The 20,631-nt window shown below is 61.2% G+C and carries 20 protein-coding genes; 11 read left to right on the top strand and 9 right to left on the bottom strand.

All coding sequences use genetic code 11. From position 1 onward, the window contains the following. Positions 1-132: 132 nt before the first annotated feature. The gene (locus ACLB1Z_RS17705) at positions 133-1,344 is read right to left on the bottom strand and encodes a pyridoxal-phosphate-dependent aminotransferase family protein (RefSeq protein ID WP_409561029.1); all 1,212 of its coding nucleotides are present in this window, start codon (positions 1,342-1,344) and stop codon (positions 133-135) included. A gap of 241 nt (positions 1,345-1,585) precedes the next feature. On the opposite strand from ACLB1Z_RS17705, the gene ACLB1Z_RS17710 reads away from it, so the two are divergent. Continuing rightward, complete coding sequence (locus ACLB1Z_RS17710; RefSeq protein WP_409561030.1) at positions 1,586-2,935, top strand: amidase; 1,350 nt, start codon at positions 1,586-1,588, stop codon at positions 2,933-2,935. A 222-nt stretch (positions 2,936-3,157) separates the two neighbouring features. Here the strand turns inward: ACLB1Z_RS17710 and ACLB1Z_RS17715 are convergent, their stop codons facing one another. Beyond that, positions 3,158-4,126 (bottom strand): 2-hydroxyacid dehydrogenase, encoded by a 969-nt coding sequence (locus ACLB1Z_RS17715; protein WP_409561031.1) that lies wholly within the window; start codon positions 4,124-4,126, stop codon positions 3,158-3,160. Between the two features lie 191 nt (positions 4,127-4,317). On the opposite strand from ACLB1Z_RS17715, the gene ACLB1Z_RS17720 reads away from it, so the two are divergent. The 10 genes from ACLB1Z_RS17720 to ACLB1Z_RS17765 all read left to right on the top strand — a co-directional run bounded on the left by ACLB1Z_RS17720 (position 4,318) and on the right by ACLB1Z_RS17765 (position 13,926). Next, positions 4,318-4,695, top strand: coding sequence for a hypothetical protein (locus tag ACLB1Z_RS17720; protein WP_409561032.1), 378 nt, complete (start codon positions 4,318-4,320; stop codon positions 4,693-4,695). A gap of 234 nt (positions 4,696-4,929) precedes the next feature. Beyond that, entirely contained in the window at positions 4,930-6,549 is a 1,620-nt protein-coding gene (locus ACLB1Z_RS17725; RefSeq protein WP_409561033.1) for a lipopolysaccharide biosynthesis protein, read from the top strand. A gap of 14 nt (positions 6,550-6,563) precedes the next feature. Continuing rightward, positions 6,564-6,881 carry a hypothetical protein gene (locus ACLB1Z_RS17730; RefSeq protein ID WP_409561034.1) on the top strand — a complete coding sequence of 106 codons (318 nt, stop codon included), beginning with the start codon at positions 6,564-6,566 and terminating at the stop codon, positions 6,879-6,881. Beyond that, positions 6,878-7,366, top strand: a complete 489-nt coding sequence (locus ACLB1Z_RS17735; protein ID WP_409561035.1) for a hypothetical protein — start codon at positions 6,878-6,880, stop codon at positions 7,364-7,366. Before ACLB1Z_RS17730 ends, ACLB1Z_RS17735 begins: the two co-directional genes overlap by 4 nt. A gap of 4 nt (positions 7,367-7,370) precedes the next feature. Next, positions 7,371-8,054 (top strand): MotA/TolQ/ExbB proton channel family protein, encoded by a 684-nt coding sequence (locus ACLB1Z_RS17740; protein ID WP_013949480.1) that lies wholly within the window; start codon positions 7,371-7,373, stop codon positions 8,052-8,054. Beyond that, positions 8,054-8,539 carry an ExbD/TolR family protein gene (locus tag ACLB1Z_RS17745; RefSeq protein WP_024276395.1) on the top strand — a complete coding sequence of 162 codons (486 nt, stop codon included), beginning with the start codon at positions 8,054-8,056 and terminating at the stop codon, positions 8,537-8,539. The genes ACLB1Z_RS17740 and ACLB1Z_RS17745 overlap by 1 nt, the downstream gene beginning before the upstream one ends. A gap of 18 nt (positions 8,540-8,557) precedes the next feature. Then, positions 8,558-9,277, top strand: a complete 720-nt coding sequence (locus ACLB1Z_RS17750) for an energy transducer TonB (RefSeq protein ID WP_409561036.1) — start codon at positions 8,558-8,560, stop codon at positions 9,275-9,277. A 164-nt stretch (positions 9,278-9,441) separates the two neighbouring features. Further along, positions 9,442-10,326 (top strand): sensor histidine kinase, encoded by an 885-nt coding sequence (locus tag ACLB1Z_RS17755; RefSeq protein WP_409561037.1) that lies wholly within the window; start codon positions 9,442-9,444, stop codon positions 10,324-10,326. Positions 10,327-10,340: 14 nt separating this feature from the next. Then, a complete protein-coding gene (locus ACLB1Z_RS17760) occupies positions 10,341-12,332 on the top strand; it encodes a helicase HerA domain-containing protein (RefSeq protein ID WP_409561038.1) in 1,992 nt (663 codons plus the stop codon). Between the two features lie 148 nt (positions 12,333-12,480). Beyond that, positions 12,481-13,926, top strand: a complete 1,446-nt coding sequence (locus ACLB1Z_RS17765; protein WP_409561039.1) for a mannose-1-phosphate guanylyltransferase/mannose-6-phosphate isomerase — start codon at positions 12,481-12,483, stop codon at positions 13,924-13,926. 34 nt (positions 13,927-13,960) lie between these two features. On the opposite strand, the gene pssA is transcribed toward ACLB1Z_RS17765, so the two are convergent. From pssA to ACLB1Z_RS17800, 7 genes are all read right to left on the bottom strand, one after another. Beyond that, positions 13,961-14,881, bottom strand: a complete 921-nt coding sequence (gene pssA / locus ACLB1Z_RS17770) for a CDP-diacylglycerol--serine O-phosphatidyltransferase (protein WP_013949486.1) — start codon at positions 14,879-14,881, stop codon at positions 13,961-13,963. A 65-nt stretch (positions 14,882-14,946) separates the two neighbouring features. Beyond that, the gene (locus tag ACLB1Z_RS17775; protein ID WP_013949487.1) at positions 14,947-15,660 is read right to left on the bottom strand and encodes a phosphatidylserine decarboxylase; all 714 of its coding nucleotides are present in this window, start codon (positions 15,658-15,660) and stop codon (positions 14,947-14,949) included. A gap of 45 nt (positions 15,661-15,705) precedes the next feature. Continuing rightward, positions 15,706-17,172 carry a Do family serine endopeptidase gene (locus ACLB1Z_RS17780; RefSeq protein ID WP_409561040.1) on the bottom strand — a complete coding sequence of 489 codons (1,467 nt, stop codon included), beginning with the start codon at positions 17,170-17,172 and terminating at the stop codon, positions 15,706-15,708. A gap of 120 nt (positions 17,173-17,292) precedes the next feature. Then, positions 17,293-17,478: a DUF2065 domain-containing protein gene (locus ACLB1Z_RS17785; RefSeq protein ID WP_013949489.1), complete on the bottom strand. Its 186-nt coding sequence runs from the start codon at positions 17,476-17,478 to the stop codon at positions 17,293-17,295. Further along, complete coding sequence (hflC, locus tag ACLB1Z_RS17790) at positions 17,475-18,374, bottom strand: protease modulator HflC (RefSeq protein ID WP_409561041.1); 900 nt, start codon at positions 18,372-18,374, stop codon at positions 17,475-17,477. The genes ACLB1Z_RS17785 and hflC overlap by 4 nt, the downstream gene beginning before the upstream one ends. 1 nt (position 18,375) lies before the next feature. Beyond that, on the bottom strand, positions 18,376-19,584 hold the full coding sequence (gene hflK, locus ACLB1Z_RS17795) for an FtsH protease activity modulator HflK (RefSeq protein ID WP_409561042.1): 1,209 nt from the start codon (positions 19,582-19,584) through the stop codon (positions 18,376-18,378). A gap of 247 nt (positions 19,585-19,831) precedes the next feature. Further along, positions 19,832-20,356 (bottom strand): dihydrofolate reductase, encoded by a 525-nt coding sequence (locus ACLB1Z_RS17800; RefSeq protein ID WP_409561043.1) that lies wholly within the window; start codon positions 20,354-20,356, stop codon positions 19,832-19,834. Positions 20,357-20,631 lie beyond the last annotated feature (275 nt).

Consider the following 20,631-nt stretch of genomic DNA (forward strand, 5'->3'; position numbering starts at 1 on the left):
TCGGCACCCAGACACGCGTCAGAAAATTTGGTGTGTCTTGCTTGGATGGATCCCGGCTGCGCCGGGCTGACGGCAATAAAAACGCTTCATCCTCGGCAGGAAGCCGAGGATGACATTTGTTGAGGTGATCGCTTACTCGGCGGCGGCTTTGGCGGCTTCCGCAGGATTTGCCGTCTCGGCGATGTAGCTCATCGCAGCGGCGACGCCGCCCTTCTTGTGGGGAACGCCTGCCAACTCGAAGCCCATCTCGACGCCGGTCAGCGCGCCGAGCACCGTCAGCTCGTTGGTGTCACCGAGATGCGCGATGCGGAACGCCTTGCCAGCGATCTTGTTGAGACCGGTACCGAGCGACATGTTGAAGTTGTCGAGCACAATCTTGCGATACGCATCGGCGTTATGGCCTTCGGGCATTTGCACCGTCGTGACGGCGGGCGAATAATACTTCGCGTCGCGGCACTGAATTTCAAAACCCCAGGCGCGGACGGCGCGACGGGTTGCCTCTGCCAAACGGCGATGACGCGCGAAGACGTTTTCCAGGCCCTCCTCGTTGATCATGTCGATCGCTTCGGCGAGGCCATAGAGGAGGCTCGTCGCCGGCGTGTACGGGAAGTAGCCAGTCGAATTCATCGACAGCATGTCGTCCCATGCGAAATAGGACTTCTTGAGCTGGGCGGTTTTCGACGCCTCAATGGCCTTGGCGCTGATCGCGGTGAACGACAGGCCCGGCGGCAGCATCATGCCCTTTTGCGAGCCGGACACCGTGACGTCGATGCCCCACTCGTCGTGGCGGATGTCGGCGGCGGCCAGAGAGGAGATCGCGTCGGCCATCAGCAGCGCGGGGTGGCCCGCGGCGTCGATCGCCTTGCGTACTTCATCGAGGCGCGTCAGACATCCGGTCGAGGTTTCGTTGTGGACCACGCAGACGGCTTTGATCTTCTTGTTCGTGTCTTCGCGCAGCTTCTTCTCAATGGCGTTGGCATCGGCGCCAATGCGCCAGTCGGTCGAGATGACTTCCGTTTCAAGACCGAGCCGGCGCGCCATGGCTTCCCACAGCACGGCGAATTGCCCAGTCTCGCACATCAGCACCTTGTCGCCGGGCGACAGCGTGTTGCTGAGACCCGCTTCCCAGGCGCCCGAACCGGACGAGGGATAAATGATGACGTGGCCCTGGGTCTTGAACAGTCCCTTGATGCCACCGAGCACGCGACGGCCGAGTTCTCCGAACTCAAGGCCGCGGTGATCGAGAACCTGACGCGCCATCGCGGCCAGAATCCGCTCCGGAACGGGGGTCGGCCCCGGGATCTGCAAAAAGTGGCGGCCGGGGCGGCGGTGGCTTGTCGACATTCGCGTAGTCCTCAAAGAGTCTTATTATTGTTCGTCTCCGCGGGTGTCCTAGTACCGAACCGTTCCGGATACAATTGGCCCGAAGACCGATTTTCGCGCCTGTACTGCGCATTTTGTCCTGGTGACTGTTTGAACAGGAAAAAATGGTTCTTTCCCGTAATAACAAGCACGTCGGAGGCGCGCCACTTGCATCGAAGCGCTGGTGGGCGCATGTCACCCGGACATGGGGCGAAATACTGAAATGTATGCAAGTGAACCAGGCAGTCTTGTCCGTCTGACGGCGGTCGAGGCGCAAAAGGCGCTCGCCGCAGGCGATCTGACATCGGAACAGCTTGTCGGCGCTTGTCTCAAGCGGATTGCCGAGCGCGAGCCGGAAATCGGCGCGTGGGCACATCTCAATAGCGCCGCTGCGCTGGCGGCGGCCCGTGCGAGCGACCAACGGCGGGCGGGCGGCGAGCCGTTGGGGGCGCTGGAAGGCATCCCGGTCGGCGTCAAGGACATCATCGACACCAAAGACTTCCCGACGGAGCTTGGCTCTGAGATTTTCGCAGGCCGTCAGCCGACTGAGGATGCTTTCGTCGTCTCCGAACTGAAGGCTACTGGGGCGATTATTCTCGGCAAGACGGTGACGACGGAATTCGCGTTCTTCGGTCCGGGCAAAACGCGCAATCCGCACGATTTCGAACGAACGCCGGGCGGGTCGTCGTCCGGTTCGGCCGCTGCCGTCGCCGATTTTCAGGTGCCGATTGCGCTCGGTACGCAGACGGCCGGGTCGATCATCAGGCCCGCGTCCTATTGCGGCGTCATCGGCTACAAACCAACGTTCGGATACGTGTCGCGCACCGGCGTTCTCGAACAGTCGGCGCCGCTCGACACGATCGGCGGCTATGCGCGCTCGGTCGACGACCTAGCGCTGTTGATCGACTGCATCAGCGGTTTCGATACGGTTGACCGCGATATGATCGGCCACGATCCGCAGTTGATGTCGGCGATGCAAAACGCGAAATCACGGGCGCCGCGGCGGCTGGCGTTCATCAAATCGCCAGCTTGGGCGCAGGGCGACGAGAAGATGCGCGCCGCGATCGAATTGTTCGCTTCGACTTTCCAGGGCATCGAGGTCACCGAAACGGAATTGCCTGCGGGCTTCGAGCACATCATCCGCCTGCAGCAGATCGTGCAGTTTTCGGATATCGCGCGCAACTACGGGCCGATCGCCGATGCGCATCCGAACCGCGTGTCGGAGAAGCTCAAGGAAGTGATCGCCGAGGGACGGTCGTTCTCGGCGACAAGCTACGACGACGCGCGCAGCAAGCAGGAAACGTTGTGCGAGGCGCTGCGACCGATCTTCGTCCACAACGACGCCATCCTGACACCTGCAGCCCCCGGCATCGCGCCGGTCGGACTGCAGAGCACGGGCAGCCCAATGTTCAACGGCCTGTGGACCTATCTCAAGCTGCCGTGCATCTCGCTACCGCTGCTGACCGTCGATGCGATGCCTCTTGGCGTGCAGCTCGTTGGCGCGCGCGGAGACAGCGGACGCCTGCTCGGCGTCGCGTCGTGGATGATGAAAGAGCGCGGGCGGAGAACGTAGGCGAACTGTCCCCGAAAATTGCCGCGCCGGTTTCGTCCTCTGTCGTAATCCCGCCGCAGCCCGGATCCAGCCAACCCGATACACCGCGTATGTTGATCGTTGTCTGGGTGCCGACCTCCATCGGCACGAGGAGATGGAGGCACCGGAACCCCAGCATGATGCAAAACAAAATGGCCGGGGAGAGCCCGGCCATTTCGTAAAAACATTTGCGAGCGTTCAGGCTCAAGCGAGCTTGAACGGCATCTCCTTGCCGGCGAAGAACGCATCGATGTTATCGAGCGCTTCGAAGCCCATCTGGTTGCGTGCTTCGATCGCCGCCGAGCCCAGATGCGGGAACAGGAACGTGTTCGGCAGGTCGTAATAGCCTTCATTGATCTTCGGCTCACCGGCGAAAACGTCGAGGCCGGCGTAGGCCAAGCGACCCGACTTCAGTGCTGCAATCGTGTCTTCGTCGTTGACGAGATCGCCGCGCGCTGTGTTCACGACGATGGCGCCCTGCGGCAGCTTCTCGATTGTTGCCTTGTTGAAGAAGCCGCGCGTTTCCGGCGTCGACGGAGCGTTGATCGAGAAGAACTGCGAGATCTTCAAGAGGCTGTCGAGGCTGTCGTGGTAGGTGGCGTTGTACTTCGCTTCCACCTCGGGCTTCGCGCGGTAGATGTCGTAGTAATGGATTTCCATGTCGAAGCCGCGGGCGCGCTGCGCGAGGGCCTGGCCGATTTTGCCGAAGCCGTAGATGCCGAGCTTCTTGTTGTCGAGGCGCTGACCGACGAGTTGCAGCGGCTGCCAGCCCGGCCACGACCGCGTGCGGATCATCTTTTCGCCTTCGGAAGCGCGGCGCGCCGAGCCCAGAAGCAGCAGCATCGCGATTTCGGCGGTGGCGACCGTCACGCCGTGCGGGGCGTTGCCGACCTTGATGCCGCGCTTCTTGCAGGCTTCGAGATCGATGTGGTCGAAGCCGATCGAGAACGTCGAGATGCACTTGATGTTCTCGGGGATCTTTTCGATCACCGCAGCGGGGCACTTCTCGTTGAGGGTGAGAAGGATGGCATCGACCGTTTTCGCCGTCTCGAGCATCTCGTCGACAGTGATCTTCGGATTATCTCCATGTGCGATGACATCGTAGGTCTCGCGGGCGCGGGCCATGGCGGCTTCGGGCAGAGGCCACGTAATCAGGATCTTCTTCTTAGACATGACGTGAGGGGTCCTCCCGGACATTCGGATGTTTTTCGCCGGCACGCTTGTGCCCGACCAAAGCGCAACTGACAAGTCCGGCAAGTCGCTCCGCTGCACCGCAACCTGCCGCTGGACAACGCTTTTTTCACCATAACGGAGGCATGATCGGCCGCGAGGGAAATTTAGGTTTTCGCGTCCAGGGCGTTGTCATGCGTACGGTCTTGTTCGGTTTGATCCTGCTGGCAGTCGGCAAGGTCTGGTTCCAGGACCATACCTATCGCGTCGCCATGAGCGATGCCGTGGTGGATGCCTATCGCGACCATGCCATCGAGATCTGTCGCCGGATGGCGCTGAAGCGGGGCACGGATGCGCGCGAGGACGGCGTTTCTGCGTGGGGTACGGCATCGAAGGCCGAAGCCGTTATAGGCAATCCGGACATCGACGTCGCGATCTGGGATACGCAGAACCCACGGTGGAACCAGCGTTTTCGCGATCCGCAGTTGATCCTGAGTTCGACGGGCGGCGCGGCGCGGTGTGCCTATGACGTTCGCCAGGGCAGTGCGACGCTTTCGCTAGCGGCGCGCTGAGCCGGGCGATCTTCCGACGCGCTATGGTTCGACCTTATCCCTGCCTGCGGCGGGATGGCGGTGGATGAGGCGCACTGGCAGCAGCTTTAGGCATGCAGATACACTGCGCACCCTTTAACCAACAACATCCTGTTCATCTTTGATCGTGACAATGACGGAGTGAGTCGGCTTCGCCGATCACGAGAGCGTTCGGCAATGGGGTGCGCCGGCGCTGCGGGGAAATGAACTGAGGCCATGGCCGAACACAGCGCACGCGCCGACCATCATCGCTTTCGGTCCGCCCTTGCGGATGCCAAGGTGGCTGTCGTCAAGCGGGCAAAGGCCGTGGCGCTTTTCCCGTTGGTGATAGGATTGATCGCCTGGGCCGTCGTGGCGTTCGTTCCGGACCGTTATGCGGCATTCGTATTGATCCAGGTCGATCCTGGACGGGCGATGCCATCGGCTGATGAGCCGAAAACGTCTCCACCGGCGGCATTCGAACTTGAACGCCGCGAGGTCGAGAAACAGATCGAGAGAATGACCTCGCCTGCGTTGCTCGATAACGTGGTGACGGCGATGGATCTGACGGCCGATCCGGAATTCCAATCGCGGTCCTGGCTCTCGCGGCTGATGTCGCCCCTCGGTAACTCCGATCCACATGCCATAGCGCGCGAAGCACTGGAAACGCGGCTGTCGGTTCGACGGGTTCACAATTCGTCTTTGATCAATATCGGCATCTCATCGCACGATGCGGCGAAGGCGGCGAAAATCGCCAATGCCGTCGCGGCGCGCTACATCGCCGAGCTGCTTTCTGAAGCAACCGCGAACAGCAGCGCAGAGAAACGATCGGCCGAACCGACCGCTTCGGAGAAGGTTTTTGCTTCCCTTCTCGATCGCTATGGACTGACGCGGACGCTGACGGGCTCGCGGATCGTTGAGGCCGCAAAAATACCTGATGTGCCAGCGGGGCCGAAACGCGTCCGCATCGCTGAGACGGTGGCGATGTCAACGCTTCTGCTCATGCTGATGCTTGCTGTTCTGCTCGAACGCGATACGCGACTGCGTACCCGAAAGGTCGAGCAGATGCTCGCCTGTCCGCATATGACGTCGCTTCCCGCGGTGACGCACGACGATGAAGCCACGCATGCGATGCGCCGGGCGCGATTGATCATTGCTGAGCCCGGATGCCGTTATGCGGAAGCCGTTCGTGCGGCGTGCGACGCGCTCAAGGCGCGCGCCAATGGTGACGGTCCGAGCGTGATCCTCACGGTATCGGCGCTGACCGGTGAAGGCGCTGAGCCATTCGCATCGAACATCGCGCATCATCTGGCGGTCGACGGACAAAAGACGTTGCTGGTCGATTGCGATTTTCACGCCAAGGTGCTCAGCCGCGAGCTGACCCCGCATGCGCCGCCAGGGCTGCTCGATCAAATCGCGTCGCATGCGCCGGTCGAGAACGTCATTCTGCGCGACAACCTGACGGGACTGCATTTCCTGCCATCGTGCGGCTCGGCACCGATCCCGCTGGCGATGCCGTCTGCACTTCGTTCGGTGGCGTTCACGGCGGCATTCCAGCACCTCAAGGCACGCTTCCCGACGATCATCATCTCGGCGCCGCCGTTACTCGAAGCGGACGACGCGCAAATTCTGGCCGATCTCGCCGATCAGATCGTGTTCCTCACGGCCTGGCACCGGACACCGCGCGCGCTTGCCAAGAAGGCCGTGGCGCTGCTCGAAGCGAACCAGCGCAAGATCGCGGGGGCGGTGCTCGCCGATATTTCGGATGACCGCGACGCCGGCTTCATGACCTTCGCTGCCATGTTCAACGAGATCCGCCGCGCGGCTCGGCTGCCTGCCGTCGCCCACGCCGCTTGAAATCGCCCGACGTCGTGCGCGAAGCGCTGGCGATCATGCTCGCATTCAAATCGCTGAGTTCCAACGCAACGGGACGGCGCGCACATAACAGCTCAAATCGTCGCGCGGGAGCTTTTCCCGTGTTAATTCGGGAAAAATTCTTGGTGCGCCGCGACGACAAAAATCGAGCTTCGCTTAGGCCGCTGCCGCATCTGAAAATTGTTCTAAATCGAAAACTCATCGCGTTGACGGAACTGGCCAGCCTTACGAATTTCACACTGGCAACAACGGGCCAAAGTGGCTACACGCGTTTGGGGAATTTCAATTTAAACGCAATGGAAACCTTAGCGTGATCAGAACCCTGAAGCGTTTCTCGCTTTCCTGCCTGCTTGTTCTTCCCGCATGTCTGTGGGCGACACTTGCAAATGCCGATCCCAATGCCGCTCCCGCTTCGACGACGCATGCGGAAGAAGCTCCCGCAGCCCCGAGCGCCGGTGTCCACGTAGAATTGAATAAGCTCGAAGCTTCCTCGAAGGGCTGTCGTGCCTATATCGTGGTCGATAACCCTGCTGAGACAACGTACAAGTCGTACAAGATCGACCTCGTTCTGTTTCAGACCGATGGCGTGATCGGCAAGCGCTTTTCGATCGATCTGGCGCCGCTCAGGGCAAAGAAGAAATCCGTCAAGCTGTTCGAGATCGACGGGATTCAGTGCGACAAGATCGGATCGTTTCTGATCAACGACGTCATGGAGTGCAAGGCCGAGTCAGGGCCTGTTTCCGGCTGTCTCGATCAGCTCAAGACGACTTCCCTGACAAAAGTTCAACTTTCGAAGTGACGCGATGAACCCCTTATATGTGATGTCAGCGGAAATCGCCGCCAAAGATCTATCGATCATGGGGCTGTTTCATCACGCCGATATCGTCGTGAAATGCATTATCCTCGGCCTGCTGGCCGCCTCGGTCATCTGCTGGGCCATGGCGTTCGAGAAGCTCATTCGCGTGTGGATGGTCAACCGCGAGATCACCAAGCTCGAAAAGAGCGGTGTGACCGCTAAATTGCCGGAAGCGCGGGCGTCAAGCCTGATCGGTGCGGTTGGCGAAGCGGCACGCACCGAATGGAGCGAAGCCGGCAACGATGCTTCCACCGGCGAAGTGCGCGACCGTCTCGAAGTCGCCATGCGCGCCGCCGTCAAACGCAAGCTCAAGAGCATCGAGCAAGGACTGCCATTTCTGGCGACGATTGGCTCGGCTGCACCCTTCATCGGTCTCTTCGGCACCGTTTGGGGCATCATGAATTCGTTCACGGCGATCGCGCAGCAGAAAGACACGAGCCTTGCAGTCGTGGCCCCGGGTATCGCCGAGGCGTTATTTGCCACCGCGGTCGGCCTTGCTGCCGCCATTCCGGCGGTCATTTTTTATAACCAGATCACAGTCGCGCTCGGACGTGCGTCCGATCGGGTCATGCCGGCGATCGTCGGTATCGCGCGGACAATGTCCCGGCGCGGCCTGGAGGGCGCGAACTAATGGGCATGGCTGTTGGCAATGGTTCTGGGGGTGATGACGACGGAGGCTATAAGCCTCTCGCCGAAATCAACGTCACGCCGTTCGTCGACGTCATGCTCGTGCTGCTGATCATCTTCATGGTCGCTGCACCGCTGATGGTTCAGGGCGTGCCGCTCGAACTGCCGAAAACGACCGCTTCCAAGATCGGTGCACAAAAAAAGCCGATGGTCGTTTCGCTGGCGCCGGACGGCAAGCTCTACATTCGCGACGAAGAAGTGACGCGCGATACGCTTGTGCCGCGGCTTGAGCAGATCAAGGCTCAGGAAGGCGACGCGGTCGTCTACGTTCGCGCCGACCGGAAGATTCCCTACGGCGACGTGATGGAGCTTTTGGGACGCGTCGGTGATTCGGGCTACGCCCGAGTGTCGCTGCTGTCTCAACCGGCGCCATCGTCGTCGTCCGCCGCATCGGGTGCCCCCCCATCGGGGGCCACGGCCAACAACTGACGACGAGAGCCGCCCGGGATGTATTTGCGAATTGCCGCCATACTCTTTGCCCTGATCATTCACGGGGCGGTCGGCTACGCTATGCTTCCGCATCTCATGGATACCAGTGCGCCTGCCATGGACATGGGCAAGGGCATGGACGTGATGCTGGTCCAGGGCGCCGAGTCGAACGAGGGCGTTACGAAGGGCGATTCTTCGGAGACGCGCGAGATCCCCGAAATCTCTGCGATGCAGGCTGCGCCGCCGCCGCCGCCGGAAGAAAAGAAGCCGGACGAGCTGCGCGACGTCATCTCGTCACCCGAGGGCACGGTCGAGCAGCAAGTCGTCAAGACGGAAGAACCGCCGCCGCCGCCCGATACGCCGCCTCCGCCGCCGGAAGTGGTGCAAACGATCACGCAGCCGGCCCAGGTCGCCGTTCTTGAAGTCCGCAGCGCCGGGCAAGCGTCCGGCGGCAACGCCAAGGCGTTCGGACGCTACATGAGCCAAATCAACGACCGCGTTCAAAAGGCGAAGCGCAACCCGCGCGTTCCCGCATCGGGAACGGTGGTGCTCCGCTACACGATCGGCGTCGATGGCCACATCCTGTCGAAAGAGATCGCGACAAGCTCGGGCTTCAAGCAGCTTGACGACGCGGCGACCGACGCGCTCGATCGCGCTGCGCCGTTCCCGCCGATCCCGCCGGATGTCAGCGTCAAGCCGCTTGCCTTCACGCAGCCGTTCAAATTCATCATGCGGTAACGCCGGCCGGCGTTCTCGAATCCCCGCCTGCGCGATGCCTACAATTTTACGCAATCTTTATGATTTCGTTCGCGCGCCTGCGCGCTGAGGACTGTGATTAACCTTGAGTTAGGCAGTCGCCGATAAGTTGAGCCGAGCAATTGTAATCGCGTTGAGCTCAGTCGATGATGTTTGGGTCGGTTGGACAGGTCAAATCCAACTCGTTGATGGACGAGTACGCCTCGCTCTTGAGCGACGCGGTTCTGCGCCATCGTGCCCGCGCCGCAGAGCAGTCGGCCCGCATTCAGGCCGAACTCGCAAGCAAGATCAAATCCGAATTCATCGCGAACATGAGCCATGAGCTCAGGACGCCGCTCAATACCGTCATCGGCTTTTCGAAGCTGCTGTCGCAGCACGATGAGCGCAAGCTCGCCGACAAAGACATCGTCGATTACGCGAACCTCATTCATGACGCGGCCGAGCACCTGCTCTCGGTCATCAACGACATACTCGACATCTCTAAGATGCAGAGCGGCAAGTACACGCTCGAGGCGCAAGAGATCGACGTCGGGAGCATTCTCTCGGGCTGCGTCAACGCCTATCAGATGATGGCGAGCGAGGCGCATGTCGACCTTCGCTCGGATATCTCCGCCGATCTGCCGGCCGTTCGCGGCGACGCGACAAAGCTGCGCCAGATCTTCATGAATATCATTTCGAATGCGCTGAAGTTCACGCAGGCGACCGGCATCGTCGAGGTGATCGCCCATCGCAGTGTGAGCGGCGGCACGATCATCGCCATCCGCGACAGCGGGCTGGGCATGACGGCCGAAGAAATCGATATCGCGATGACGCCATTCGGGCAGGTCGATAGTGGCCGCTCGCGCTGGCGCGAAGGCGTCGGCCTCGGTCTGCCGATCGCCAAGGCTCTCGTCGAGTTGCACGGCGGCGTCATCGAGATCAGGTCGAAGAAGGGCTCGGGAACCGATGTCGTCATGGCATTCCCGGCGAGCGACAGCGTCAGCCCCATAGTTTCGTCGCAATCGACTTTCAGCGCTGCTTCGTCCCCCTGACCTCCGGATCCTGAATGCCAAGCATCAGCACCCCGACTCCCACGAACGGCACCGACCTCTCCATCGGCCGTATCGTCTCAGTCACCGGCTCGAAAGCCATCGTGCTGCTTGACGGGGGCGGCGACCTGCGCTGCCGGTCACCGGAGCACCGCCCTGAAATGGGCACCCTTCTTGCCATCGATACGTCGCGCACGACTGTTCTTGCTATTGTTTCTGCACTGAGCGTTCCGGTGCCCTCGCAGCGCGAGGGTGAAGGCGAGGTGTGGATTGCGGAATTGGGACTCGTCGGCGAGCTAGCAGGTGCAAAATCCGAGAGTTCAACGACGTTCAACCGGGGCGTCACGGCTTATCCAGCCCTCGGCGACAGGGTACGGCTGGCCCAAAAGCCGGAGCTTGAGGCGACGTTCTGCGGCGATCTTTCGGCCATGGTGCGCGTCGGAACCATTCGCCAGGACAACAGCATTCCGGCCATGGTGCGCGTCGACGAACTGCTCGGCAAGCATTTCGCCATTCTCGGCACGACCGGCACGGGCAAGTCGTGCACGACGGCGCTCATCCTGCGCTCCATCGTCGAAAAGAACCCGGCGGCTCATATCGTCCTGCTCGATCCGCATAACGAATACGCGACCGCATTCCGCGAGTGGGCCGAGGTAATTTCTCCGCGCAACATGCAGCTGCCCTACTGGCTCCTGACGTTCGAGGAGATGGTGGAGGTTCTAGTCGGCGATGGCGATCGCAAGACCGAAATCGAGGTGCTGCAGGATCTCATCCCGATCGCAAAAACGCGCTACGCGACGGGGCGCGCCGGAGAGCCTCCGCGCGGCCGACGCGGACTGGGAGACGCGAGCCGCTATACGGTCGATACACCGGTTCCCTATCGCATCTCGGACTTGCTATCACTCATCGACGAACGGATGGGCAAGCTCGAAAATCGCAAGGATCTCGCGCCGTACCGCGTTCTGAAAAACCGCATCGAGACGCTGTCGCAGGATGGCCGCTACGCCTTCATGTTCGGTTCGCGGACAGTCTATGATTCCATGGCACAGGTGCTGAGCCGCCTGTTCCGCGTGCCGGTGAACGACAAACCCATCACCATTCTCGAACTGACCGGCATTCCGTCGGAAGTCGTCAACGTTGTCGTGTCGGTGTTGTGCCGCATGACCTTCGACTTCGCGCTGTGGAGCGAAGGCCAGGTGCCGGTGACGCTCGTCTGCGAGGAAGCGCACCGTTACGTTCCGGCGAACTCGGCGCTCGGGTTCGAACCGTGCAAACGCTCGATTGCGAAGATCGCGAAGGAAGGCCGCAAGTACGGCGCGTCGCTTTGCATCGTCACGCAGCGCCCCGCGGAAATCGATCCGACAATCCTGTCCCAGTGCAATACCGTGTTCGCGCTGCGCATGTCGAACGACCGCGACCAGGCGATCGTGCAATCGGCTGTCGCGGACACCGGCTCGGGCTTGCTGGAATTCCTGCCGTCGCTCGGGCAACGCGAAGCCATCGCCTTCGGTGACGGTATGGCGCTGCCTGTCCGCATCAAGTTCGATGAATTGCCGAAGCACGGACTACCGCGGTCTTCGACCGCAGTTTTCTCGAAGCGCTGGCAGACGTCGCTCAACGACGAAGGCTTCCTCGATCAAATCGTCGAACGTTGGCGCGCATCGGCCATTCCGGTGACGGCCGACGGTGCGTCGTCTCAGCTTGCGATGATGGCCGATGCTCTCGGTCTTCATGGCGCGCAGCCCGTGGAAGCGCCCGCCCACGACCTCGCTCCGGAACCCGCCGGATATCGGCCGGCCACGATGCCGCCGCCCTATCCCGGTTCGGCGTCAACGACGCGTCCGAACAGCTCGATCGTCCGCCGCGAGACTTCGGCAGCGCCGTCTGAAGGTGCTGCGCCGATGCACAACGCTGCATCTTCCGCACCGCCAGCTAAGCCGATGGCGCCATCTGCGGCGAGCACGTTCGATACGCTCAGATCGTTGCGCGAACGGCTGGCGCGCTCCTGATATCGCGTTCGTCCGAAAACGCTGTTCCCGGTCGATTATCCAAAATGAACCGCTTGGAAACTGTCATGTTTCCGCGCTATCTTGGTGCCTTGTTCAACAAGCCATTGAGATTTAAGTTTATTTCTCTTAACCGGGGTTAGACTGTTCCATGAGCACCATTTATCCAGTGATCTTGTCGGGTGGTTCGGGGACGCGGCTTTGGCCGCTGTCGCGCTCGATGTATCCGAAGCAATTCATTCGCTTCTTTAATGGTCAGAACACATCGTTTCTGGGTTCGGCATTGGCGCGCTTGCCGCAGAAGGCCGGTTTCGAGGCGCCGATCCTGCTGTGTAACAACGATCATCGCTTTCTCGTGCGCGAGGAAGTCGACCGCGCCGGCATCGAGCCCAAGGCCATCATTCTTGAACCGATCGCGCGCAATACGGCGCCGGCGATTGCAGTTGCGGCGCTGATCGCGCTGCGGGACGATCCCAGTGCGATCCTCGCCGTCATGCCGTCCGATCACGTCATCGGCGACGAGGCGCTCTTTGCGGAGAACATCCGGCGGGCCGCCGCCGTGGCCGAGACGGGTAAGCTCGTTCTCTTCGGCATCACGCCGACCGAGCCCCACACTGGCTATGGCTACATCAAGCGCGGCGCGGCGCTGTCAGGATTTGACGGCGACGCTTTCGAGGTTGCGAGCTTTGCCGAAAAGCCCGACCGCGCCACCGCCGAAGATTATCTGGCGGACGGCTCGTACTTCTGGAACAGCGGCATCTTCGCGCTCAATGCCAAGACGTTCCTCGCCGAGATCGAACGCTACGAACCGGGCATTCTGGACGCCGCGCGCGCGGCGCTCGCGGGCGCCAGCGAAGACCTCGGGTTCCTGCGGCTGGATAAAACGAGCTTTGCGGCCTCGCCGAACATCTCGATCGACTACGCGGTGATGGAGAAGACGAACAAGGCCGCGATCCTGCCGATGGATGTCGGCTGGAACGACGTCGGCTCGTGGTCGTCGCTGTGGGATATCGCGCCGCGCGACGACAAGGGCAACTTCATCAAGGGCGAAGCCGTGCTGGAAGATACATCCGGCTGCTATGTCCACTCCGAGAAGTCGATCGTGTCGACGATCGGGCTCAACGATCTCATCATCGTCAACACGCCGGATGCGCTGCTCGTTGCCGACAAGACCCGCACGCAGGACGTTTCGAAAGTTGTGCAGCGCCTGAAGCTGTCGAACCGCAAGGAGCAGGAACAGCACCTGCGGAACTATCGGTCGTGGGGCTACTTCGAGACGCTGAACATCGGACCGCGCTTCCAGGTCAAGCTGCTGCACGTCAAGCCCGGCGGCAAGCTGTCGATGCAAATGCATCACCATCGCTCCGAGCATTGGATCGTGGTGCAAGGTACGGCGCAGGTTTCGATCGGCGATAAGGAACAGCTCGTTCGCGAGAACGAGAGCGTCTACATATTTGCGACGCAGTGGCACCGGCTGCAGAACCCCGGCAAGGTTCCCGTCGAGATCATCGAGGTGCAGATCGGGTCGTACCTCGGCGAGGACGACATTCAGCGCACCGACGACATCTACAATCGCCAGCCCGAAGAGACGAAGTAGCGGAGCGCGGATATATCCGCGCTCGAAAAACTTCTTATTTTCCCGGATCGTTCGGACGGAACGCGAAGATGCGGCCTGTCGTCGTCTCAGGCTTTCCCGATGTGTCTCCCGGCGGAGATGCATCCGGAGAAGCAGCGGCAGCCGACGCGGCCCCCTCACCTTCGCACTTGTCGCGGAATGCACGCCAGCTCAGCGGGATGAAGCCGAGGTAAAGGCACGTCAGCACCGTCAACGTCTCGTAGGGATAGGTGAAGAGAAATGCGACGACGCCGATAGCGACGATGAAGATCGGCAACACCCATTCGCGGCGGACACGCTCTCCGAGCAGCTTGCCGGAATAGGTCGGAATGTTCGACACCATCATGAAGGCTATGAAGACGGTGTAGGTGAGCACGATTTTCAACGCCCACTGCGACTTCGTTTCATCGAGACCGAGCTGAAAGAGATAGACTGGCAGCAGCACCGCAATGGCGGCGGCGGGCGTCGGCATACCCATGAAATAGTTCGACTGCCACTTCGGCCGATCGTCATCGAGGGCTGCATTGAAGCGCGCGAGACGCAGAGCGGAGGCCAGAGCGAAAATCATAACGCAGATCCAGCCCGCGCTTTTGAGGTCGCCAAGGCCCCAGTTGAAAATGAGGAAGGCGGGCGCGACGCCGAAGTTGACGAAGTCGGCCAAGCTGTCGAGTTCGGCGCCGAAGCGCGAAGACGCTTTCAACAGGCGCGCGATGCGGCCGTCGATGCCGTCAAGGCAGGCGGCGAAGACAATCGCGGCGATGGCGAGATCCCAGCGGCCTTCGATGCCCATGCGGATCGACGTCAGACCAGCGCATAGCCCGAGCAGCGTGAAGAAATTCGGGACGAGCATCCGCACCGGAACGCGCCGATGGCGAAACAGCGATCGGCGTCTGCGGCGGCGCGTTTCGGTTTCGATAAACGGCTCATCGTTCTCCATGGCAGCCTCCTTGCCCCCATGCCGAATTGACATCGCTTTTCGTCAACGACGCGATCGTCCAGCCTCTAGGCGCGACGCGCCTCCCGTTCCGGCTCCGGCGAGTGAAGATCCGCCAAAACGGTTTCGCCCGCAACTGCACGTTGGCCTATGCTGACAAGAGCCGTTTTTCCGGGCGGCAGATAGATATCGACGCGCGAACCGAAGCGAATCAGGCCGAATCGCTGCCCCACGCCGACGGCGTCGCCGACATCAGAAAACGTCACAATGCGCCGCGCGACGAGGCCCGCGATCTGGACAACGCCGACATCGCCGTCGGTCGGCGTTTCGATGACGAGAATGCGCCGCTCGTTGTCCTCGCTCGCCTTGTCGAGGGCGGCATTCAGGAATTTGCCCGGAACATAGAGCGAGCGAATGATGCGGCCGGCGACCGGCGAGCGGTTGATGTGAACATCAAACACCGACAGGAACGTCGAGATGCGGACGCGTTCCTCGGAGCCGAGACCAAGCTCTGCCGGCGGAATGATCTTCTCGATGCCGGAAATCTTGCCGTCGGCGGCCGAGACGACGAGGCCGGGCCGAAGCGGCGTCACGCGCAGCGGGTCGCGGAAAAAGTAGATGACCCATGCCGTGATGCCGGCGCAAAGCCAGCCGAGCGGTGGATAAAGAAAGAAGAACAGCAGCGTCACCGCGGCGGCGATCGCGATGAACTTGTGTCCATCGGGATGCACGGGCGAAAGCTGGTCAAAGATCGTATCGAGTAAGCCGTGACCCTCAGACACCAATTCTCTCCTGGCGTGAATTTTCAGATGGCGATAGCACACCCGTTACGACACTGGTACGGCGACGAAACGAAGATCCCCTTTCGAATCCTCGACGCGCAATAGCACGGCCTTGCGACCGGACTTCTTCACCTTCTCGATGCTTTTGGCGACATCCTGCGGATCGGACACGGTGTCCTGGGCCGCTTCGACGATGACGTCACCTGCCTTCAGCCCCTTCGTTGCGGCCGGGCTTTGCGGATCGACGGCTTCGATGACGACGCCAGCGATCTTGGCGTCAAAACCATATTTCTTGCGCAGTTCATCGGTCAGCGGCGACAGGCGCATTCCGATAATGGCCGAGCCCTTCGGATCTTCGTCTTCCGTGCCCTCGTCGTTTTTGAGATCGCTGGCGTTATCGTCATCGTCTTCGAGACGGCCGACCGTCACCTTCGTGCTCTCCTGCTTGCCCTTGCGCAGCAGCTCGACGTCGACGGCCTTACCGATGGGCGCCTGCGATACGATCTTCGGCAGGCCGCGCATGCTCGTCACTTCCTTGCCGTCGAACTTCAGGATGACGTCACCCGGCTGTAATCCGGCTTTCGAGGCGGGGCTGTCCGGCGTGACGGCCGCGACAAGCGCGCCTTCGTTTTCATCAAGCCCGAGCGTTTCGGCGATCTCGTCGGTCACCGATTGAATTTTGACGCCCAGCCAACCGCGGCGAACCTCACCGTATTGCTTCAACTGCTCGACGACGTTCGAGACAGTGTCGGACGGCACGGCAAAGCCGATGCCGATCGAGCCGCCGGTCGGAGAAATGATCGCGGTGTTCACGCCGATCACCTCGCCGTTCATGTTGAACAGCGGACCACCGGAGTTGCCCTTGTTGATGGCTGCGTCGGTCTGCAGATAGTCGTCATACGGACCGGAATTGATGTCGCGGCTCTTGGCCGAAATGATGCCCATCGACACCGAGCCGCCGAGCCCGAACGGATTGCCGATCGCCATGACCCAGTCGCCGACCTCGATGGCGTCGGAGGAACCGAACTTCACATCTGCCAGCGGCTTCTTCGGTGAAACCTTCAGAAGCGCCAAGTCGGATTTGGTATCGCGGCCGATGACCTTCTCGACGACCAGCTTCGAGCCGTCGTGGAAATTTACGTCGATCTCTTCCGCGCCCTCGATGACGTGGTTGTTGGTGACGATCAGGCCTTCCTTGCCGTCGATGACGAAGCCGGACCCGAGAGAGGAAATCTTGCGGTCGCCGTGCGGAACGCCGCCGCGCTTGTTGAAGAAATCATCGAAGAAGTCTTCGAATGGCGCACCTTTCGGCACCTTCGGCAGCGGCACGCCTGCCGGCCCCTTCACGGTCTGCGACGTCGAAATGTTGACGACGGCATCAGAGAGTTTCTTGGCCAGCGGAGCAACAGACGCGGGACCGTATTGGAACGTCTCAGCCCAGGCGCCTGGCACGTTCAACAATCCCAGGCTCAAACTCAAGCCGAGAAGAAGCGCCGATACTTTCTTCGTCATTGCAAGGAACTCCAAGTCTGACCGGCACCCGAGGACCGCCGCGGACCTATGCTAGCTCGCCCAACATCAAAGCGTGAACATGGCAAGGTAGCATATCGCCAGCATGCGGGGATAAGTTGCCTATCCCCGCGCGAGCCAGACTACAAATACGCCAACGGCCACTGCGGCGACCGCGCAGATCTGGATGCGGCCGGTGGAGAAATTCGCAATCTCTTCAACGGTCCGCCGCGCAAACTGGGGCGCGGCGGCCCATAAGAGACCCTCAAGGACAAGGGCGACGCCCAGTCCCGCCAGGAGGTCGTTCATCGCTGGGGCGCGGGAGCAGCCGCAGTGGGAGGCTTGCCGTTAGGATCCTCAAAGTACCGGAAGAATTCGCTGTTGGGCGACAACAGCATGCGGGTATCGCTCGGCTTCAGGGCCGTCGTATACGCCTGCATCGACCGATAGAAGCGGAAGAAGTCCGGATCTTGGCCAAAGGCTTCAGCGAAGATGCGGCTGCGCTTGGCCTCGCCGTCACCGCGGATTTCGTCCGACTTCTGCGTGGCGGTCGCCTTGATGATCGTCACATCCTTGTCGGCGTTGGCGCGAACGCGGTTGCTTTCGGCTTCGCCCTGGGCGCGAAGCTCAGTCGCCTCGCGAACACGGTCGGCCCGCATGCGGTCATAAACCTTGACGAGGTTTTCCTGCGGCAGGTCTGCGCGCTTGATTCGGACGTCGACGACTTCGAGGCCATAGTCGCGGCCTTCCGTATTCACCTGATCCGCGATCTGTTTCATCAGCGATTCACGCTTGTCTTTCACGACCTCTTGCAAGGTCGCGGAGCCAAGCACGCGGCGGATTTCAGATTCGATCAGCGGGCCGACAACTTCGCGGACACGATCCTCGTCGTGGACGTTCTGATAGAACTTCAGCAAGTCGACGATGCGATAGCGGGCGTAAGCGTCGACGATGAGACGCTGCTGATCGGACGCCGTCACTTCCTGCTCGGTCGTGTCGAGATCGAGGATACGTTTGTCGAATTTCTCGACCGTATCGATGAACGGCATCTTCCAATGCAGGCCCGGCTGAGTGATCGCGGGTTGCGCCTTACCAAAGCGCAGGACAAGCGCCTGCTCGTTCTGGTGGACGATGAACGCGGAGGAATAGAGCACCACCGCTGCGACGCCGATAACGGCGAGAATGAAAGCGAAGAACGCACGCATGTTATTTCGCTCCATCCGTATCGGTGCTGGTCTGATCGTCACTCGGGCGGCGCTGGAGCTGCTCCAGCGGCAAGAACGGCACGACACCCTGGCCGTTGCTCTTCTGGTCCAGAATGATCTTGTCGGCGCCGGAGAGCACGCGCTCCTGCATTTCGAGATAGAGCCGTTCGCGCGTTACGTCGGGCGCCTTCTTGTATTCATCGTAGACCTTGAGGAAGCGGGCGGCCTGACCGGTTGCTTCCGCGACCGTCTGATCGCGATAGCCCTCGGCGGCGGCGATGATGCGATCGGCATCACCGTGGGCGCGCGGCACCACCTGATCGGCATAGGTCTGCGCCTGCTTAATCAGCGTTTCCTTTTCCTGAGCCGCGGCTGCAACTTCGCGGAACGAGCGGATGACTTCTTCCGGCGGATCGACCTCTTTCAGCTGAACCTGGTCGATCTTGATGCCGGCCCCATAGGAATCGAGCGTCTTCTGCATGAGCTTTTGCACGGCTTCCTGCGTCGCCTGACGGCCGCCGGTCAGCAGCGGCTGCAGATTGGACTGGCCGACGACTTCGCGCATCGCGCTTTCAGCAACCTCGCGCACCGTCGTTTCCGGCTGTGCGATGTTGAACAGGAATTCCTCAACGCCGGTCTGGCCGTTGGCTTCATTCTTGTCAGGGCTGATGCGCCAGAAGACGACGAAGCGGACGTCAACGACGCTGCCATCGCCTGTCAACATCAAGCCGCTGTCGCGCGCACCGATGACGCTGCGGCCGGCGCCGATTTCGATGGTGCGCTGCTGCGTAACCTTCGGCAGGCGCACTTCCTCGATCGGGTACGGCAAGCGCCAATTGAGGCCGGGGCCGACCCAGCGCTCATACTTGCCGAAGCGGAGGACGATGCCCTGCTCGTCCGGGTTCACGCGGAAGAAAAAGCCGTAGAAGACGACGCCCGCCAGAACGAGCATCGCAATAAAGAACAGGAACGGTTTGGGCACGCCGCCGCCGAAGCTACCGCCACCACTGCCGTTGCCGCCGCCACCGCGCATCACCTGACGCATGCGATCCTGGCCGCGACGCAAAATTTCATCGAGATCCGGCGGTTCTTTCCCGCCGCCACCGCCGCCCTGCGGTCCCCATGGCCCTTGGCCCCACGGACCACCACCACCTTTGCGGCCGCCGTTTCCCCCACCGCTGCCGCTACCGCCTTGACTACTCCAGGGCATAAATCAGGGCCTCTTTCGAATTTGAGCTGAAGATTAAAATCGTGCCCCCCAATGGCCTTTTCGAGATGTGGCGGCACCGTGGTGACGCCGGATGTAAACACACGCACTGCAAAGGCCTGAGCAACGTAGATAAAACCGGGATTTGCGCAGCTTATAGGGCAGGGCCCCGACGTTCGCAAATTTCCCGTTGGTTTGGCTAATCGCAATTTGGGGCCTCGGCACGCGCCTTCAAGGGCGGCCAGGCTTTTCAGGCGTCCTGCTTTTGGCGATCGTAAACAATGAGCGTTGCGGCGTGGTCGTCACGCGGGCCTTGGGGCAGCGGCTCGCGGCTTAACTCGCGCCATTCGGCTGCATCGAGCGCGCCGAAATGGCGGTCGCCTTCGACATCGGCGTGAACACGGGTCAGATAAATTCGATCTGCAACGGGAAGCGCGGCCTCGAATACCTGAACGCCGCCGATAACCATGATCTCGTCGGCGCCGCGGGTTTTGGCGAGCACTCGGGCGAGCGTCAGCGCGTCGGCTACGGACTCACAGGTCGAGACGCCTGCTACCTCGAAAGCCGGATCGCGCGTGATGACGATATTATCGCGGCCGTCCAGCGGCTTGCCGATCGAGTCGAACGTTTTTCGGCCCATGACGATGGGCTTGTCCATCGTCAGGCGGCGAAATGTTTTCAGATCGGACGAGAGCCGCCACGGCAGCGCGCCGTCACGGCCGATGACGCCGTTTTCCGAAACGGCGACGATCAGGGATATGCATGTGTCATTCATCGGCGGGGCATAGCATTATTTGTTTGCTCTTTGCGACTCCCCTGCGGGGAGCCGGCCGCAAAGCGCGGGATTGTCGGTGCCGGCGACTCTGCTGCGCTGAGCCGGCCGAGCTTTTCGTTTGTCCGCGACGCCTCTCATTCGTCTAGCCGGCCGTCGTGGACGGAGACCCAGCAACGTCATCCCGGCGAAGGCCGGGATCCAGTCAACTCGAAACAAGCGTCTGCTGATGCTTGCCTGGGTGCCGACCTGCGTCGGCATGACGATGTGGAGATAGC

It is taken from the genome of Hyphomicrobium sp. MC8b, assembly GCF_905067615.1.
Taxonomy (GTDB): domain Bacteria; phylum Pseudomonadota; class Alphaproteobacteria; order Rhizobiales; family Hyphomicrobiaceae; genus Hyphomicrobium_B.

Bases quoted from the DNA above. Each gene is read 5' to 3' on its own strand.
- ACLB1Z_RS17705 (WP_409561029.1), bottom strand. From the start codon at position 1,344: ATGTCGACAAGCCACCGCCGCCCCGGCCGCCACTTTTTGCAGATCCCG.
- ACLB1Z_RS17745 (WP_024276395.1), top strand. From the start codon at position 8,054: ATGGGCATGGCTGTTGGCAATGGTTCTGGGGGTGATGACGACGGAGGC.
- ACLB1Z_RS17720 (WP_409561032.1), top strand. From the start codon at position 4,318: ATGCGTACGGTCTTGTTCGGTTTGATCCTGCTGGCAGTCGGCAAGGTC.
- ACLB1Z_RS17800 (WP_409561043.1), bottom strand. From the start codon at position 20,356: ATGAATGACACATGCATATCCCTGATCGTCGCCGTTTCGGAAAACGGC.
- ACLB1Z_RS17780 (WP_409561040.1), bottom strand. From the start codon at position 17,172: ATGACGAAGAAAGTATCGGCGCTTCTTCTCGGCTTGAGTTTGAGCCTG.
- ACLB1Z_RS17740 (WP_013949480.1), top strand. From the start codon at position 7,371: ATGAACCCCTTATATGTGATGTCAGCGGAAATCGCCGCCAAAGATCTA.
- hflC (WP_409561041.1), bottom strand. From the start codon at position 18,374: ATGCGTGCGTTCTTCGCTTTCATTCTCGCCGTTATCGGCGTCGCAGCG.
- ACLB1Z_RS17710 (WP_409561030.1), top strand. From the start codon at position 1,586: ATGTATGCAAGTGAACCAGGCAGTCTTGTCCGTCTGACGGCGGTCGAG.
- pssA (WP_013949486.1), bottom strand. From the start codon at position 14,881: ATGGAGAACGATGAGCCGTTTATCGAAACCGAAACGCGCCGCCGCAGA.
- ACLB1Z_RS17755 (WP_409561037.1), top strand. From the start codon at position 9,442: ATGATGTTTGGGTCGGTTGGACAGGTCAAATCCAACTCGTTGATGGAC.
- ACLB1Z_RS17725 (WP_409561033.1), top strand. From the start codon at position 4,930: ATGGCCGAACACAGCGCACGCGCCGACCATCATCGCTTTCGGTCCGCC.
- ACLB1Z_RS17760 (WP_409561038.1), top strand. From the start codon at position 10,341: ATGCCAAGCATCAGCACCCCGACTCCCACGAACGGCACCGACCTCTCC.
- hflK (WP_409561042.1), bottom strand. From the start codon at position 19,584: ATGCCCTGGAGTAGTCAAGGCGGTAGCGGCAGCGGTGGGGGAAACGGC.
- ACLB1Z_RS17785 (WP_013949489.1), bottom strand. From the start codon at position 17,478: ATGAACGACCTCCTGGCGGGACTGGGCGTCGCCCTTGTCCTTGAGGGT.
- ACLB1Z_RS17765 (WP_409561039.1), top strand. From the start codon at position 12,481: ATGAGCACCATTTATCCAGTGATCTTGTCGGGTGGTTCGGGGACGCGG.
- ACLB1Z_RS17715 (WP_409561031.1), bottom strand. From the start codon at position 4,126: ATGTCTAAGAAGAAGATCCTGATTACGTGGCCTCTGCCCGAAGCCGCC.
- ACLB1Z_RS17750 (WP_409561036.1), top strand. From the start codon at position 8,558: ATGTATTTGCGAATTGCCGCCATACTCTTTGCCCTGATCATTCACGGG.